The organism is Vibrio sp. SALL6, assembly GCF_002002385.1.
Taxonomy (GTDB): domain Bacteria; phylum Pseudomonadota; class Gammaproteobacteria; order Enterobacterales; family Vibrionaceae; genus Vibrio; species Vibrio parahaemolyticus.
This window is the reverse complement of record NZ_MQVK01000014.1, coordinates 34379-50263: the sequence shown is the minus strand read 5'-3', so window position 1 is coordinate 50263 and position 15885 is coordinate 34379. Positions and strand designations below refer to the sequence as shown.

The window sequence follows — 15885 nt, the reverse complement described above, 5'->3', positions numbered from 1 at the left end:
AATTAGTTGCCGCCAAAGCAGAGATATTTCACGTCCATGTATTCATCGATACCTTGTTTTGCTCCTTCACGTCCGATGCCGGACTGCTTAACACCACCGAAAGGAGCGACTTCAGTAGAAATCATGCCTTCGTTAATGCCGACCATGCCGTATTCGAGCGCTTCTGCGATTTTCCAAACACGGTGGATGTTTTGGCTGTAGAAGTACGACGCAAGACCGTAAATGGTGTCGTTCGCCATTTCGATCAGCTGTGCGTCACTGTCAAAGCGAATCACTGGCGCGACAGGGCCAAAGATTTCCTCAGAGACAATCTTCATGTCGTGAGTAACGTCTTTGAGAACCACTGGCTGCATAAATAGACCATCGAGCTTTTTGAGTGCTGAAACCGGCTTCGCGCCTTGCTCAATAGCGCCGTCGATAAGCGCTTGAATGCCTTGCTTCGCTGACTCGCTGATCACAGGGCCGATGTTTACGCCCTCTTCTAAGCCGTTACCGACGTTGAGCTGCTGAACCGCTGCGTCGAACTTAGCAATGAACTCGTCATACACTTTGCTGTGTACGTAGAAACGGTTCGCACACACACACGTTTGACCTGCGTTACGGAATTTCGACGCCATCGCGCCCGCCACAGCTGCATCAATATCCGCATCATCGAATACGATAAATGGCGCGTTGCCACCTAACTCCATTGAGGTACGTTTGATGTCAGCCGCGCTTTGCTGCATCAGCACGCTACCGACTTGAGTAGAGCCAGTGAAAGACAACTTACGAATCAACGGATGCGAAGTGAAGATAGCACCTACCTGACGGGAATTTTCACCCAGAACCACTTGCAGTACATCGCGCGGGACGCCTGCTTGGTAGGCGAGCTCTGCAACCGCAAACGCAGACAGCGGCGTAGATTCAGATGGCTTTACGACAAAGCTACAGCCTGCCGCTAAAGCTGGCGCTGCTTTGCGCGTGATCATCGCAATTGGGAAGTTCCAAGGTGTAATCGCACAGGCAACACCAATTGGCTGTTTGATGGTCACCAAACGCTTGTCTGCACTCGGCGCAGGAATCGTCTCACCGTAGGTACGTTTCGCTTCTTCAGCAAACCATTCGATAAAACTCGCGCCGTAAAGCACTTCACCTTGAGCTTCCGCTAGCGGCTTACCTTGCTCCAACGTCATCAAACGGCCAAGGTCGGCTTTGTTTTCTAACAGGAGTTGGAACCAACGATTGAGCATACCAGCGCGCGTTTTTGCTGGCAGTGCCGCCCATTCTTTCTGCGCGACACTGGCACGTTCAATGCCATTTAAAATGTCATTCTCGGTTGAGACAGGTGCGTACCCGAGAAGCTCTCCGGTCGCTGGATTAGTCACTGCAATGCCCTGTTGTGGGTTCGCTACCATAAACGAAACAAGGCTTTGGTTTTGTATCTGTTGCATGGTCATTCCTTTTGACAACTCATCATCGCCGCAAAGTCAGCGGCGAGCATATGTTTAAGCAGGGATCTGCTGCGTAATGCAGTGAATGTTCCCTCCGCCCAGTAGAACCTCTCTCGACGGTATCGCGATGATTTGGTATTCCGGCATCGCGTTTTGCAAAATATCGATCGCAATGGCGTCGGTGTCTTCATCCAACATCGGTAAGAACACATGGCCGTTGACGATAAGAAAGTTCGCATAAGAGGCACTTAGGCGTTCGCCAGCTTGTCGACTCATTCCTGAACTGGCGTCAATGCCATTGGCTTCGCGCTCGCTATAATGCAACGGACCCGGTAATGGCAAACGGACAATTTCAATCTCGCGCCCTTTCGCATCGTGCTGAGATTTCAGTACTTGTTCCGCTTGACGAGACAACGCGTATTGCGGATCGCTTGGGTCATCGGTCCAACTCAGTACCACCTTACCCGGTGCGATGACGTGCATCAGGTTGTCAACATGGCCGTCTGTTTCGTCATTGAATAAACCATTTGGCAACCAAATGATTTTTTCGATGCCGAGATACGCCTTTAACTGCTCTTCGATTTGCGCTTTGCTCAATTGCGGATTTCGCCCCGGACTAAGTAAGCACTCTTCTGTGGTGTAAAGGGTGCCTTCACCATCGGTGTGAATCGCCCCACCTTCAAGTACAAACGGAGCGCGGTAATAATCTATACCGATGATGTCGCACACCGAGCCAGCGACAAGATCGTCCTGCTGCCAGTTATCGTAAAGCCCGTTGTATTCGCCGCCCCACGCGTTAAATTGCCAACTAATCCCACGGCGCTCGCCCGCCTGATTCACGAGCACGGTCGGTCCAATATCGCGCATCCACGCATCGTTAAATGGGATTTCCACCAAACGTACGTCTGAATGGAGCATTTGACGCGCTCGGTCAAAGTTGTGCGAGCATACCGCCACGCACACCTTGGTCACTTCCGCGATTAAGTTCGCGATTCTGGCAAAGGTTTCTTGCGCGGGTAATGCGTCATCACGCCAGTTGTCTTTCCTTTCTGGCCACGCTAGCCAAACTTCACTAACCGGCTGAAACTCAGCCGGAAAATAGAAGCCATCTTGCGCTGGTGTTGTCGATAACTTCATATTAACGCCTCTTTAAACAGCTAGTTTACCAACGCTGGTGTAAAGGTCTGGACGACGGTCGCGGAACAAGCCCCATGCGTGACGCGCTTTCGCTGTCGCAGCGAGATCGATTTCTGCGTAAATGATGGTTTCACCTTCACGTGGTGCTTCGGCAATTTTTGCACCGGTGTGGTCAGTGATAAAAGATGAGCCGTAGAACGTGGTCTCGATACCATCATCGACTTCAGTGCCGACTCGGTTTGACGCAATCACTGGAACGAGGTTTGCTGCCGAGTGACCTTGCATTGTACGTTGCCAGTGATCACGCGAGTCCAGTGTTGGATCTTGAGGCTCAGAACCGATTGCAGTTGGATAGAAAATCGCTTCCGCGCCGTGTAGAGCCAAACTGCGAGCAAGCTCTGGAAACCATTGGTCCCAGCAAATGCCAGCACCGAACTTACCGAACTTGGTTTGCCACACTTTGAAACCGGTATCGCCAGGGCTAAAGTAGTACTTTTCACTGTAGCCCGGACCGTCAGGAATGTGTGACTTGCGGTAGTTATCTAGTACCGTGCCATCGGCATCTATCATCACTAGCGAGTTAAAAAACGTGTTGCCCGCTTTTTCAAAGTAGCTGACAGGAATAACCACGCCGAGTTCTTTCGCCAGTGCGCTCATTTCCTGAATAAGGTGGCTATTTGCCGTCTCTTCTGCGAGCTCGAAATACTTCGCTTCTTGTTTTTTGCAGAAGTAAGGAGCAGCGAACAGCTCTTGAGGAAGAATCACATTCGCACCGTTTTGTGCTGCTTCACGAATCGCATTTTTTGCTTTGGCTAAGTTATCTTCCAGATCCCAGCTTTTCGTCAGTTGAAGGGCTGCAAATTTCACTACTTTGCTCATTGGATATTCCTTATCTCTTAAATCGCCAGTTTGTCACGTAGGTTGTAGTAAGCCGCGCCCATTGCCGTAAACGGAATTTGGAAGTGGCGGCCACCCGGGAAGGAGTAATGTTTCAGAGCGGCAAACGCGTCAAAGCGTTCTGCGTGTCCAGTCAAGGTTTCAGCCAGCAACTTGCCTGCTAGGTGAGTACACGTTACACCGTGACCGCTGTAGCCTTGTAGGTAGTAAATGTTGTCTGCAAACGAGCCAAATTGCGGCATGCGTGAGTAAGTCAGCAAGAAGTTACCCGTCCAGGTGTAATCAATCTTGATGCCTTTCAATTGTGGGAAGACTTTCTCCATCTTCGGACGGATCAGTGCTTCAATGTTTTCTGGGTCACGTGCGCCGTAAACCACGCCACCTCCGAATAACAAACGCTTGTCGGCGGTTAAGCGGAAGTAGTCAAGCAAGTAGTTACAGTCTTCAACGCAGTAGTCACTGGTTAGCACTTGTTTTAACTGCTCATCACTCAAAGGCTGAGTCGCTACCACTTGCGTGCCACACGGAATCGCTTTGTTGCTGATGTTTGGTGCCAAACCACCAAGGTAGGCGTTACCTGCCAGTACCACGTACTTGCTCTTCACGCTGCCTTGCGCTGTTTTCACTACTGGGTTAATCCCTTTATCAATCGACACGACCGCCGACTGCTCAAAGATTTGACCACCTAGAGAAATGAACGCAGCGGCTTCACCTAATGCCAGTTTAAGCGGGTGAATATGACCACCGCGCATATCCAGCAAACCGCCAGAGTATACTTTCGTGCCTACAGCTTGTTCTACTTCTCCTGCATCAAGCAGAGTCAGTTGGTCGTTGCCGTAACGCTCCCAGTTCTTCTTATGTTCTTCTAGCCCTTTGAGTTGTTTACTGTTCAGTGCCGTGAACAAGCCGCCTTGCTTGTAATCGCAGTTGATGTCGTATTTGTCAATCAGGCCACGGATGATATCGCCGCCTTCAAAAATCATATCGCACAGAGCTTTAGCTTGGTTTTGGTCGTAACGGCTTTCAATCACGTCAACATCTCGGCTGTAGCTGTTAACGATTTGGCCACCGTTACGACCAGTTGCTCCAAAGCCCACTTTTGCGCTCTCTAACACAACGACTTTAAAACCTTTTTCTGCAAGGTGCAGCGCAGAAGAAAGACCAGAGAATCCCGCACCGACTACACACACATCGCACTCGATGTTGTCTTGCAGTTGTGGGTATTCCGGCATGTTTGGCACAGAGTGCGCGTAAAACGAATCCGTATGCTTGTTCATAGAACTATTCCTTTATTTATCGTAATCGTCAGCAGGCTTAAGGATGTAGGCGAATCCAAGTGGTTTTGGTTTCGGTGAATTTTTCAATCGCGTGGAGAGACTTATCTCGACCATTTCCGCTCATTTTGAATCCACCAAATGGGACCGTCATGTCACCTTCGTTGTAGTTGTTGACCCAAACCGAGCCGGCTTGCAGTCGTTTTGCTACACGATGAACGCGGTTGATATTGCTACTCCAAAGTGCGGCACCTAGGCCGTACTTCGAATCGTTAGCGATCTCAATTGCTTGCGCTTCATCTTTGAATGGAATGACACACAGCACCGGACCAAAAATTTCCTCTTGGGCGACACGCATCTTGTTGTCGACGTTGTCTAAAATGGTTGGGGAGACAAATGCGCCCTGCCCATCGACATCGCCGCCACAACGTACGTTTGCACCTTCTGATTCACCTAACGAGATGTATTCCAACACTTTTGATTTATGATCTTGGTCGATAAGCGCGCCCATGGATGAACTTGGGTCCATTGGGTCTTTTGGCGTGAACGCTTTCGACGCTTGAATAACTTTTTCTATGAACTGATCTTTGATGCTTTCGTGAACAAGCAAGCGGGTTGCCGCGACGCACACCTCACCTTGATTGTAGAAACACCCTGCAGCGGTTTCTGCTGCTGCGCGGTCTAAATCATCACAATCTTCAAACACGATATTCGCGTTCTTGCCGCCCGCTTCTGCAAACACACGCTTTAGGTTGCTCTCACCCGAGCTGACCATCAGTTGACCTGCAATGCGCGTTGAGCCAGTGAAGGCGATGCAGTCTACATCTTGGTGTTTCGCCAGCGCGTCGCCAGCTTCATGACCAAAACCCGTCACGACTTGGAAAACGCCTGTTGGCAAGCCCGCTTGAGATGCAAGCTGGCCTAAGAATATCGCGGTCAGTGATGACTTCTCTGAAGGTTTTAAGATCACGCTGTTACCAGCTGCTAAAGCAGGGCCAAGCTTCCAACACGCGAGCCAAAGTGGGAAGTTCCACGGCACAACCGCGGCAACCACGCCAATTGGCTGATGAGAAATAAAAGCGTGTACGTCTTTTTCTGTTGGGGCAACTTCACCGTACACTTTGTCGATCGCTTCGGCGTACCAGCGCAAAGAACTCGCCGCGCCAGGAATGTCGGTAGAGAAGCTGTGAGAGATAGGTTTACCAGTATCGAGAGTTTCTAATAGTGCTAACTCTTCTTGGTGTTGATCAATCAGGTCAGCAAACTGTTTAAGCACTGCTTTGCGATGAGCTGGGCTGCTTTCACTCCAGATACCAGATTGAAATGCTTGGCGAGCGTATGATACCGCGAGGTCGACATCTTCACTTTGGCAACGGGCGATTTCGGTGAATATCTCGTCTGTTGCTGGGTTAACTACCGGGATGGTTTGCCCTGTTAAAGCGGCACTGTATTCACCGTTAATGTACGCCCTGTTTTCGATGTTTAGATTGTTTTTTAGCTCAATCCATTGCTCTTGGGTTTTCATACGCTCTCCTTGTGATCACACAAGGCAAGCCCCCACTAAAATGTGGTTGGCGTATGCGCACTTATCAATCGACAAGCCTTGTCTGTGTGATTCGTAAATCGATGTGGCTTCGTCGTATCAATAATGTACGACTCGCCGGCTGTAAGGACGTAGGATTGGCCTTTGTACTCTAGAGTGATTTCTCCCTCTAAAATCGTGCCGACCTCTTCGCCTTCGTGTCTGATTTCCGCCGCACCTGTTGTTCCATGTGGTGCGTATTCTTCGATCAAGAATCCAATAACTTGATCTTTGTCGCCATTCGTCACTAGTTTCATGGATACCGTCTCGCTCCCAATTTCCACGAGATCTGACGGTTTGAAGACCACTTTCACTTCATCATTCGAAGATTGTTCAAAAATGAAAAACTCCGACAGTGATAAAGAAAATACGTTGACGATTTTTTGTAGTGAGCTGACCGACGGGCTCACTTTGCCATTTTCAATGGACGAGATTGCACTGTGGGTAATACCAGCGCGTTCGGCTAATTCCCTTTGTGACAATCCATGTTTTTTACGTAACTGAACAATATTTTTACCAATCTCATGATTGTCCATTCATGCAGCTCCAAACGTTTAACGAGAGGCTGCCATCATAAATTCATTGAATAAAATTTGAGAGAAATGATTGTTTTTTGCTTTCCATTCTGGGTGCCACTGCACGCCAACGAAAAATTTTTGTTGCGGAAGACTAAATGCTTCTACTAGGCCATCCGGGGCTTTAGCTTCAACTTGCAGTTGAGGAGCAAGCTGATCGACGCCTTGATTGTGCAGCGTGTTCACTTCAAAAAAGGTGGTATTTTCCCAGTGATTTTGTACCAACCATTGTTCAAACAAACTCTGCTTTTGCACTAATACCGCATGAGCGGGCGCGTATTTTTGTTCGAAATCTTCAACAGTCGCTTCGCGATGATCATTAAAGCCTGAGTCGTGAACGGCTGGGTTTAATGAGCCGCCTAGTGCAACATTCATCTCTTGGAAACCGCGACAGATACCAAGGCACGGAATGTTTTGGTCTACCGCGTGACGAATTAACGTCAGTGATAGTTCATCACGCGCTTCATCTTTATGGCTTTCTTCATGTGTTGCATTGTATCGATGCGGAGCAACATTCGAATGACTACCAGGAAATAGGAAGCCATCACACATGTCTAATATGGTGGCTACGTCGTCTCCCGACATTTCTGGAGCTAACATAATCGGTAGCCCTCCAAAATCCTTAACGGCGCGTAAGTAAAAGTCGTTGACCGCTTGTATCTGATAGCCACCTAACTCTTTAGTGCAGCTAACCACACCAATGATGGGTTTGCGTGTTCCTGACATGACATTTCCGTGTTCGATTTATTTAACATTTACCCTACAAACCATGTACAAAATTATCAACACGGATATTCGTTATTATCGTCACAACGTGATCTAACGCACTATTTAGGCCACTAAATTGAATATTTATGCTCATTATATTGAACAAAACAAAACCAACTGTTACAAAATAGTTAACAGGAAGACATAAAAACCAGCCGTTAAACACCAAAAGCACAGTATAAGTGCATGTTTAAATTAAAAATAACCTGAAAAACAAACGATTTAATTAAAACGCTGTAATTTATTTGTTAATTTGGTTATTTCTAATTTCTACTCGTCAGGCTATTTGGAGAAGAAAATGGAATCGTATCTACAGGAAGTACAAAATTTTAAACAAAAATGGCCCGATATAGAGTTTATCGACCTTATCTTTACCGATATCAATGCCACTCCAAGAGGAAAGCGCATCCCGATAGACGCACTAGAGAAGCTTGATAAAGGGGTAGCACTCCCCCTCTCGACCATCACCCTCGATACTAAAGGTAACGTCGTTGAAACTGCAGGCTTGGGCGAAGATCTCGGAGAGCCAGATCACCTCTGTTACCCAATCAGCGGTACCTTGATGCCAACGGCAAAGGAACAAGTTGGCCAACTACTGCTTAGTATGATGGATGAAACCGGGCAACACCCTAACCCACTGTTCATCCGCAACATTCTCGCGTCTATGTTGCAAACGCTGCATGCCAAAGATCAGTACCCATGTGTCGCGCTAGAGTTAGAGTTCTATTTAATCGACAAAACTCGCGGGGAAAATGGCGAACCATTAACGGCAATTAATCCAACGAAGAAAACACGAGAAAAAGACACCGAGGTTTACGACCTTGATGGATTAGATGACTACGCGGATTTCTTGACCGATCTTAATCGAATCGCATTAGAGCAAGGGTTGAATACGTCCGGCGCTCTTTCTGAGTCTGCACCGGGACAGTTCGAAATCAACTTCAACCATTCCAAAGACGTACTGCGAGCGTGTGATGAAATCATCATTGCAAAACGTTTGATTCGCCAAGTGGCTCACCAGCACGGGTTTGATGCGACATTTATGGCGAAACCTTTTGGTGAACAAGCGGGTAATGGCATGCACATTCACCTCAGCTTGGTTGATAAAGATGGTAACAACCACTTTAGTCAAACCGATGGTCAAGCTAGCCCCTTCTTCTATCAAACCATGGCAGCCATGTTGTCACAAACCTCCGATGCCATGGGTTTGATTTGTCCGAACGTTAACTCCTTCCGCCGCTTTTTACCGGGTGCGTATGTGCCAACAAAAGCTGACTGGGGAGAAAACCACCGAGGCGTGGCGCTGCGTGTGCCGATTAGCGACAGTAAAAACCGTCGTATTGAGCATCGTATCGCTGGTGCTGACGTTAACCCTTACATTCTCGCTGCAGTAGTACTTTCCGCAGTATTAGCGAGTGATAACTACACCAAAGACCAATGTCCGCCAACCTTAAGTGACGATGCTGTTGAACTGCCGCTGCGTATGTCAGAAGCGCTAGAGCGACTGGAGCACAGCGAGTTGGCTCAATACATCTCACAAGACTTTATTGACTTGTATCTAGCTTGCAAGCGGAGTGAACTCGCAGAATTTGAGCGAGCGATTACTCCATTGGAAATCGACTGGATGTTGCACTCGGCATAAACAAAGGAAATGCACTTTATGACAACGCAAACCAAGGCGCTGGATGCGCCGCTTAAAATCAATACTCAACATATTATTGTTTCTTTAATCTCAGTTGCGACGTTTATCTTTTTTACCACTATCGGATTAAATCATGAGGAAGGCGAAGCCTACGGATGGATGAGTCTTCTGCCAACCGCGTTGGTTTTGGTCTTTGCCCTCACGACACACCGAACTGTGGAAGCCCTTTTTAGTGGCGCAATTGCTGGGGTACTTTTGCTCAATCCAACCGAAGCGGTCGAGCAAATTGTCGATATTTCGATGAGTGTGATGATGGATGAAACCATCGCATGGATCATCCTCGTATGTGGTTTGATGGGCGGTCTAATTGCCGTGTTGGAGAAAGGCGGCAGTATTTTGAGCTTCTCCGATATGCTTGTCACCAAGGTCAAAAGCCGCAAGCAATCGATGTTGATGACATTTGCTCTGGGTATCCTGATCTTTATTGATGACTACTTAAACGCAATTGCGATTTCATCATCAATGAAAAAAGTCACTGACGGCTACAAGATCTCTCGTGAAAAGCTCTCTTATCTAGTGGATTCAACCGCAGCACCTATCTGTATTCTGGTGCCAATTTCAACTTGGGCCATCTTCTTTAGCTCACTGCTAGAAGCAAACGGCGTCGCTGAAGCAGGCCAAGGTATTCAGACGTACATGCAAGCAATTCCTTACATGGCTTACGGCTGGGTAACCTTGGTCATTGTTTTACTCGTTGCGATGGAAAAAATCCCTGACCTCGGCGCAATGAAAAAAGCAGAAGAGCGTGCGAAGAATGGTCAAGTTCGTCCAGACGGCGCAACCGATGTGGACTTTGGTTCTGAAGTTTCCGCGCACACCAATCCGACAATGGGTCTGATCAACTTCCTTTTACCGATGCTCGTCCTCGTTGCTGCCAGCTGGTACTTTGGTATCGACCTACTGGCGGGGGTTTTCGTCGCGCTGATCTTCACCATTAGCTTCTACGGTGCACAAAAACTGATTTCGATGAACGATATGTTCGAAGCTGTTTATGATGGCATTAAAGTCATGCTACTGCCGCTTGCAACCGTAATTGGCGGCTTCATGCTGAAATCCGTCAATGACTCGCTAGGTGTCACTCAATACGTGATTGAGACCGTAAGCCCGTACTTATCGGCGTCTTACTTCCCTGCGATTATCTTTATGATTACTGGTGCGTTGGTCTTTGCTACTGCATCTTCTTGGGGAACATTCGCGGTAGCGATGCCAATCGTTCTGCCTTTGGGTGAACAGCTTGGCGTGCCACTACACTTAACCGTTGCGGCTCTACTTTCGGCATCAGCGGCCGGTAGCCACTCTTGTTTCTTTAGTGACTCTACCGTGTTGTCTGCACAAGGCTCTGGTTGTACGTCCATGCAACACGCGACGACACAGTTCCCTTATGCGCTGATTGGTATTGTTGCAACCGCGATTTTCTTCTTCATCATCGGTTAAGATTAGCCCTAAAAGCAAAAGCCCTGCTCACCAATGAGCAGGGCTTTTTAGTTTGGCGAAACATCCAAAGCGGAAATAGACAGAACCTCAACTAAACCTGCACCGCTTTAATATGCTTGATGATACTGGCATAAAGTAAGGCATACCAAACGATGAATGGCAGAACATCGACGGACGAGCTCACCACAATGCCATCCTCAGGCATCACCGTCATGTAGTAGGCAAGCAAAAATACAGATATCGGAATCAATAACGTACAAAACCGCACTGACACAACAAAGCTGATACTAAAGTATCGCCCAAGGAAATCCGTACCATGTTCGGAACCATTGGCCTTATACGCCCAGTACGTACCAAACAAGACAATCAGAATATAAGACACAGATTCGACAGCATCCCATACATTTTGTGGTTCGAGTGGCGAGATGGAAATAAGCTCAATACCAATAGTCACAAACGCTATGCTTAAAAACATATACAAGAACTTATCTTTTTCCGACAGTTTGTTGGCTCGAATATCGTTCTTCAGACTTTGTACATCCCAAAAATACATAGCGACTCCTTTAAGTATTGCTCGTCTTGAACTGAACACGCCGAGTGATACTTGCGCAATTAATTCATAGCAACTCGAAATATAAATTAAAAATCAAATAGATAGTCAAATCGACTAAAAATACTCTCGCACAAATGGGATGGTTTGTCTCTAAGAAATCTCTCGTTATCAGTACCGTCTTGAATTCAACAAGACCAATGTACCAAACCGATTTTTACAACGTAATTGGCAGTCAAAATCACTAACTTTCTAATTTATCTTTGAAGGGATAAGCAATACATTGCATTATAAGAAACCGCTTACCGCTATAGCACTAAATTACCGACCAAGGAGGGTCTGAAATGAAATTAGCACAGTTAAATATTGCGCTTGCCAAATATCCTTTGGATGCGCCTGAAATTAAAGAATTTGTAGACAATTTAGACTTAGTTAATGGTATTGCTGAAGAGAGTGAAGGCTTTGTTTGGCGTTTAAAAGACGACTCCGGTGATGCCACCAGCATTAAATTGTTTGAAGACCCAAACATGATTGTAAACATGTCTGTCTGGGAAAGTACTGACGCACTCAAAAACTTTATGTTCCGTACTGACCATAGAGATTTCATACGCCGAAAAAGCGAATGGTTTCATCGATTAACAGAAGATAGCTATGTTCTATGGTGGGTTGAAGATGGCCATATACCAACACCACAAGAAGCTTTATTCCGCCTTCAACATTTGCGCGATAACGGAGATACGCCCTTTGCTTTCACATTTAAAACTAACTTTACAGAAGCAGATCTTACGTGAGCTATGCGCTGGTTAAATAGCTAAATTGTATAAAAGCACCGATATGACATGCCTCACCCCATCATTGGAGTTGTGCACTTCAAGGGAAATTGTAACTGACTCTAAAGGACAAAGAGTGATAGATCATTTTGAAATTAAGGTAGCGGCATTCGAAGAATGTCGTGCGTTTTACATGAATGTGCTTGAGCCATTGGGCATTGAACTCAAATGGTCAGATGAAAATGCTGCTGGTTTCGGGCTTTCGCGCGAGCCAAATGTAAGATTTCTCATTGAAAAAGGTGTCAGCAATTCAACATGCCACATCGCTTTTTCTGCATTAGACAAACGACAAGTTACAGCATTTCACGAAGCGGGTTTGTCTGCTGGAGGCAAATGTAACGGGAAACCTGGTTTACGAAGTCACTACGCTCCAAATTACTACGCAGCGTTTTTGATTGATCCCGAGGGTAATAATGTGGAATCCGTGGTGTACCTTTAGTACGCATACAACAAAGCGTTTAAGAGTAACTTCCCAGGCTTGGGATTTTTAACAAATGGCTCTGGTGATTGAAGAGGCATGTAATAGCAATAGTATTGCTTACCCCCTCTCCCCTCAGCAAGGCGTTATTCGTCAATAGTAAATGAAGAAGTAGACCTTTCGATGTTAACCACAAAAATTGAAACAGAACGATTAATATTACGAGCTTTAGTCGCAGAAGATGCGGGAGACTTGTTTAGTATATTCTCAGACAATGAAGTCATGAAATATTGGAATACTGAACCTTGGGTGTCTGTTGATGAGGCAAAAACATTTATAACTGATAGTGCTCGATCTATGGATAGCAATACAGAAGTGATTCTAGGTATCTACTTAAAAAGCACAGGGCAACTTCTAGGTAAGATAATGCTATTTAGCTTTGCCAAAGAGTCTAGACGTGCGGAAATCGGTTTTGGCGTCAGCTGCGATTTCTGGGGAAAAGGTATTGTTCTTGAGGCTGGTTCAGCACTAATTGAGCACGCATTTCATACTCTAAAATTGCGCCGTATCGAAGCTGAAATAGATCCAGACAACATCGCTTCAGGCAAGGCTTTGGAGAGATTAGGGTTTGTAAAAGAAGGTTTTCTGAGACAACAATGGGAAGTTAATGGCGTTGTGTCGGATTCCGCAATCTATGGCTTACTAGCTAAGCCTTTGAAAATCTCATAATAGTGTATTCAATATGGAGGAAAACAAATGGATTTAAATTCACTAGTGTTGTTTGTCATCGCTTGCCTAGCCATCAATATGATACCCGGACCAGATGTAATCTACATTGTTTCAAACACAATGAAAGGTAAACTGGCCAGTGGAATGAAGGCAGCGATTGGGCTCGGCATTGGTTACTTTATTCATACATTAGCAGCGTGTTTGGGTTTATCCGCAATAATTCTCAGCTCTGCGGTAGCTTTTACAGCAGTAAAATGGCTAGGAGCAGCCTACTTGGTCTATTTAGGTGTCCAAGCGCTACTTTCCATGTGGCGTGGTGAGAGCAAACTCGTGGTCAACGAAAGCATTGGAAGCAACAAAAACGTATTTGCACAAGGTGTCATTGTTAGTGTTTTGAATCCGAAAGTAGCGCTATTCTTCCTTTCTTTCCTACCTCAATTTATCGACACTTCGACAGGCTCCGCATCAACACAACTATTAGTCCTTGGCTTGCTATTCAGTGCATTAGCGACAATGTGTAACGTCTTGTATGCTTCAGTCGGGAGTTGGGTATTTAGTCGTTCAAATTCTCAACGCTATTCGCGTGCGCTAGAAGGTGTATCGGGCGTTTTGCTTATTGGGCTAGCAGGTAAAGTCGCTATCAGTGATCGCTAACTTCGGCTGTGTGATTTTGGATGCGAAAATCAAATTTGGTCATAACTGCTCAAGTTGGAATTTATACCGCAGCACATCTGCTAAACCTGCAGGAAAGGAATTGCGGTTTAGAATTTGCGAAGCCAATAACCATTGCTGACAACTGTTGGATAGGCGGCCAGGCAGCAACGGTAAGTTAAAAGGATTTATATGCTAAATATTCGTCAAGCTTGTATAGAAGATATAACGACTCTGAAGAGGCTGCAGTTTCAACTTAATGAATACCATCAAGCTAATCTTCCAGATGACTTCCTAACACCGGAAGAAATTGAACATAAAATCGATTTACACAAAATTATCGAAAGTGATAGCTCAATTTTTCTCGTTGCTGAAAGCGAAGGGAAGGTAATTGGTTTTGTTTTTGGTGAGCTATGGGTGCGTAAGTCTTGGACGTTAAAACAGCGAAAAATCGCAAGCGTTGAACAGATTGTAGTGGACTCATGCTATAGAAATCAAGGGGTTGGATTAGCGCTAATAAAGGCGTTCGAGGCAAATGCCATTTATGACGGCGGAGAAGAGTTGTGGTTAGAGGTATATTCCTTTAATAAATCCGCTTTGGGTTTGTACCGTAAAGCCGGTATAGAGCCAAAAATTCAAATTGGTCAAAAAGCACTAACCTGAAAATTAGATACATTTTCAGACCAAAAATAAAGGGAGTTTTATGTTTAGAGTTGTCTATGAATGGCATGTGCCGGTTGAGAAAATGGATGAGTTTCAAAATGTCTGGCGCTCGGCGACAGAATCAATTCATCATTCAGTTGAAGGTGCGCTCGGTAGCTTTATGTTGCGCTCCTATGATACACCTGAAAAAGTTCTGACCATTGCTAAGTGGAACACACGTGAAGACTGGGAGTTATTTTGGGGAAATCGTAACCCAGAAAAGATGCAACAGATGCGTAAAATTGCAAAACGTGTTTCGGTTGAAGCATTCGACGAAATAGAAGACAGAACTAAATAACGATTGCGGCGCATAACACAACATTCAAGATGGATTCCTAACACTTTGCATTTTAGTTCCAAAGTTGAGCTTCGTATTTATGGCACAATTTGTCGGTAGCGTTACTCACAACCTAATACGGCGTTAAATAAACCAAACTGAGATTAGCGTCGATTTTATTAATATTTGATGCTCGACAGTAGCAGACCTAATCCAAATACTGCTTCAAACGGAATATTTGGAGCATAAGTATCGTGAGGGTTGTTTTAGTCGCATTGACGCTGAACCATTTTATTTACTTGTATTTTGAGAATTTTATCGAAGGTGTAATGAATAATGCGAGCACAGCAGGTCAAGCTCCTGGGTATGGAATAGTTTATGCGCTGCTGATATTTCCTTTTCAATTATTTTTTGAATTGGTTTTGTTTGCAGCTTTGCTCTATCAAGTGTTCATTGTCCGTCAATGGCATGCGAGTATGTGGTACTGGTCTCCTTTTTTGCTTACATTATTTTTGATTCTAGACATCGGTTACTGACGTTAGCTCATTCACATCAGTCAACAAATCTCATTGATGAAATGGGTGTAAATCCTCGCCAACGCATGGCACATGCCAGTGATAAAACCACTCAGATTTACACTGATAGTCACGACGTAGAATGGCATGAAGTACCAGCCATAAGCGTCGCAATATAGCCCATCTCAAGCGCTGTACAAACTACTGTATTTTGCCACCCTTTTACCACCCCCTCGAACTTTACTCAGTACTAACGCAGAGTAATAACAAGGGGAGAAAAAAGGACAAAGAAGGAATTTTACTTGAATATCAATGAATTACAGACACAAAAAAGCCCACCAGAAAGGTGGGCTTCTTCTAAAATTTGGTGGGTCCGGGCGAACTCGAATCGCCGACCCCTACCATGTCAAGATA

At 45.7% G+C, this 15885-nt stretch carries 16 protein-coding genes and 1 pseudogene; 9 read left to right on the top strand and 8 right to left on the bottom strand.

Annotation, left to right across the window (positions count from 1 at the left end; all coding sequences use genetic code 11):
* Nucleotides 1–2: 2 nt before the first annotated feature.
* The 7 genes from BIW15_RS08215 to BIW15_RS08185 are packed head-to-tail and all read right to left on the bottom strand — an operon-like array spanning nt 3 to nt 7621.
* Nucleotides 3–1430, bottom strand: a complete 1428-nt coding sequence (locus BIW15_RS08215; protein ID WP_179115248.1) for an NAD-dependent succinate-semialdehyde dehydrogenase — start codon at nt 1428–1430, stop codon at nt 3–5.
* Nucleotides 1431–1484: 54 nt separating this feature from the next.
* Entirely contained in the window at nt 1485–2567 is a 1083-nt protein-coding gene (gene aguA, locus BIW15_RS08210; protein ID WP_023623462.1) for an agmatine deiminase, read from the bottom strand.
* Between the two features lie 12 nt (nt 2568–2579).
* On the bottom strand, nt 2580–3446 hold the full coding sequence (gene aguB / locus BIW15_RS08205) for an N-carbamoylputrescine amidase (RefSeq protein WP_024700978.1): 867 nt from the start codon (nt 3444–3446) through the stop codon (nt 2580–2582).
* Nucleotides 3447–3463: 17 nt separating this feature from the next.
* Nucleotides 3464–4741, bottom strand: coding sequence for an FAD-binding oxidoreductase (locus BIW15_RS08200; protein ID WP_077280807.1), 1278 nt, complete (start codon nt 4739–4741; stop codon nt 3464–3466).
* Between the two features lie 37 nt (nt 4742–4778).
* A complete protein-coding gene (locus BIW15_RS08195; RefSeq protein ID WP_005500355.1) occupies nt 4779–6263 on the bottom strand; it encodes an aldehyde dehydrogenase in 1485 nt (494 codons plus the stop codon).
* Between the two features lie 35 nt (nt 6264–6298).
* Nucleotides 6299–6856, bottom strand: coding sequence for an HTH-type transcriptional regulator PuuR (gene puuR / locus BIW15_RS08190; RefSeq protein ID WP_015296870.1), 558 nt, complete (start codon nt 6854–6856; stop codon nt 6299–6301).
* 18 nt (nt 6857–6874) lie between these two features.
* The gene (locus tag BIW15_RS08185) at nt 6875–7621 is read right to left on the bottom strand and encodes a gamma-glutamyl-gamma-aminobutyrate hydrolase family protein (RefSeq protein WP_005464627.1); all 747 of its coding nucleotides are present in this window, start codon (nt 7619–7621) and stop codon (nt 6875–6877) included.
* A gap of 340 nt (nt 7622–7961) precedes the next feature.
* On the opposite strand from BIW15_RS08185, the gene BIW15_RS08175 reads away from it, so the two are divergent.
* Entirely contained in the window at nt 7962–9305 is a 1344-nt protein-coding gene (locus BIW15_RS08175; protein ID WP_005500353.1) for a glutamine synthetase family protein, read from the top strand.
* A gap of 18 nt (nt 9306–9323) precedes the next feature.
* Entirely contained in the window at nt 9324–10799 is a 1476-nt protein-coding gene (locus tag BIW15_RS08170) for a Na+/H+ antiporter NhaC family protein (protein WP_179115247.1), read from the top strand.
* A gap of 91 nt (nt 10800–10890) precedes the next feature.
* Here BIW15_RS08170 and BIW15_RS08165 read toward each other — a convergent pair whose 3' ends face one another.
* The gene (locus BIW15_RS08165; protein ID WP_005500350.1) at nt 10891–11352 is read right to left on the bottom strand and encodes a hypothetical protein; all 462 of its coding nucleotides are present in this window, start codon (nt 11350–11352) and stop codon (nt 10891–10893) included.
* Nucleotides 11353–11693: 341 nt separating this feature from the next.
* Between BIW15_RS08165 and BIW15_RS08160 the strand changes: the two genes are divergently transcribed.
* The 7 genes and pseudogenes from BIW15_RS08160 to BIW15_RS08130 all read left to right on the top strand — a co-directional run bounded on the left by BIW15_RS08160 (nt 11694) and on the right by BIW15_RS08130 (nt 14977).
* The gene (locus tag BIW15_RS08160) at nt 11694–12140 is read left to right on the top strand and encodes a DUF3291 domain-containing protein (protein ID WP_077280802.1); all 447 of its coding nucleotides are present in this window, start codon (nt 11694–11696) and stop codon (nt 12138–12140) included.
* Between the two features lie 115 nt (nt 12141–12255).
* On the top strand, nt 12256–12618 hold the full coding sequence (locus tag BIW15_RS08155; protein WP_077280801.1) for a VOC family protein: 363 nt from the start codon (nt 12256–12258) through the stop codon (nt 12616–12618).
* 162 nt (nt 12619–12780) lie between these two features.
* Nucleotides 12781–13326 carry a GNAT family N-acetyltransferase gene (locus tag BIW15_RS08150; RefSeq protein WP_077280800.1) on the top strand — a complete coding sequence of 182 codons (546 nt, stop codon included), beginning with the start codon at nt 12781–12783 and terminating at the stop codon, nt 13324–13326.
* 27 nt (nt 13327–13353) lie between these two features.
* On the top strand, nt 13354–13980 hold the full coding sequence (locus BIW15_RS08145) for a LysE family translocator (RefSeq protein ID WP_025506426.1): 627 nt from the start codon (nt 13354–13356) through the stop codon (nt 13978–13980).
* Nucleotides 13976–14144, top strand: a pseudogene (locus BIW15_RS25290) (maltose O-acetyltransferase); the annotation flags it as partial. The gene BIW15_RS08145 and the pseudogene BIW15_RS25290, both read left to right, overlap by 5 nt.
* 25 nt (nt 14145–14169) lie before the next feature.
* On the top strand, nt 14170–14640 hold the full coding sequence (locus BIW15_RS08135; protein WP_025526901.1) for a GNAT family N-acetyltransferase: 471 nt from the start codon (nt 14170–14172) through the stop codon (nt 14638–14640).
* 40 nt (nt 14641–14680) lie between these two features.
* Nucleotides 14681–14977 carry an antibiotic biosynthesis monooxygenase gene (locus BIW15_RS08130; protein WP_021486460.1) on the top strand — a complete coding sequence of 99 codons (297 nt, stop codon included), beginning with the start codon at nt 14681–14683 and terminating at the stop codon, nt 14975–14977.
* Nucleotides 14978–15885: the final 908 nt, after the last annotated feature.

Excerpts from the sequence above, each read along its gene's own strand:
- BIW15_RS08135 (WP_025526901.1), top strand. The coding sequence starts at position 14,170 with ATGCTAAATATTCGTCAAGCTTGTATAGAAGATATAACGACTCTGAAG.
- BIW15_RS08200 (WP_077280807.1), bottom strand. The coding sequence starts at position 4,741 with ATGAACAAGCATACGGATTCGTTTTACGCGCACTCTGTGCCAAACATG.
- aguA (WP_023623462.1), bottom strand. The coding sequence starts at position 2,567 with ATGAAGTTATCGACAACACCAGCGCAAGATGGCTTCTATTTTCCGGCT.
- BIW15_RS08150 (WP_077280800.1), top strand. The coding sequence starts at position 12,781 with ATGTTAACCACAAAAATTGAAACAGAACGATTAATATTACGAGCTTTA.
- BIW15_RS08165 (WP_005500350.1), bottom strand. The coding sequence starts at position 11,352 with ATGTATTTTTGGGATGTACAAAGTCTGAAGAACGATATTCGAGCCAAC.
- BIW15_RS08175 (WP_005500353.1), top strand. The coding sequence starts at position 7,962 with ATGGAATCGTATCTACAGGAAGTACAAAATTTTAAACAAAAATGGCCC.
- BIW15_RS08160 (WP_077280802.1), top strand. The coding sequence starts at position 11,694 with ATGAAATTAGCACAGTTAAATATTGCGCTTGCCAAATATCCTTTGGAT.
- BIW15_RS08215 (WP_179115248.1), bottom strand. The coding sequence starts at position 1,430 with ATGCAACAGATACAAAACCAAAGCCTTGTTTCGTTTATGGTAGCGAAC.
- BIW15_RS08195 (WP_005500355.1), bottom strand. The coding sequence starts at position 6,263 with ATGAAAACCCAAGAGCAATGGATTGAGCTAAAAAACAATCTAAACATC.
- BIW15_RS08130 (WP_021486460.1), top strand. The coding sequence starts at position 14,681 with ATGTTTAGAGTTGTCTATGAATGGCATGTGCCGGTTGAGAAAATGGAT.
- aguB (WP_024700978.1), bottom strand. The coding sequence starts at position 3,446 with ATGAGCAAAGTAGTGAAATTTGCAGCCCTTCAACTGACGAAAAGCTGG.
- BIW15_RS08185 (WP_005464627.1), bottom strand. The coding sequence starts at position 7,621 with ATGTCAGGAACACGCAAACCCATCATTGGTGTGGTTAGCTGCACTAAA.
- puuR (WP_015296870.1), bottom strand. The coding sequence starts at position 6,856 with ATGGACAATCATGAGATTGGTAAAAATATTGTTCAGTTACGTAAAAAA.
- BIW15_RS08170 (WP_179115247.1), top strand. The coding sequence starts at position 9,324 with ATGACAACGCAAACCAAGGCGCTGGATGCGCCGCTTAAAATCAATACT.
- BIW15_RS08145 (WP_025506426.1), top strand. The coding sequence starts at position 13,354 with ATGGATTTAAATTCACTAGTGTTGTTTGTCATCGCTTGCCTAGCCATC.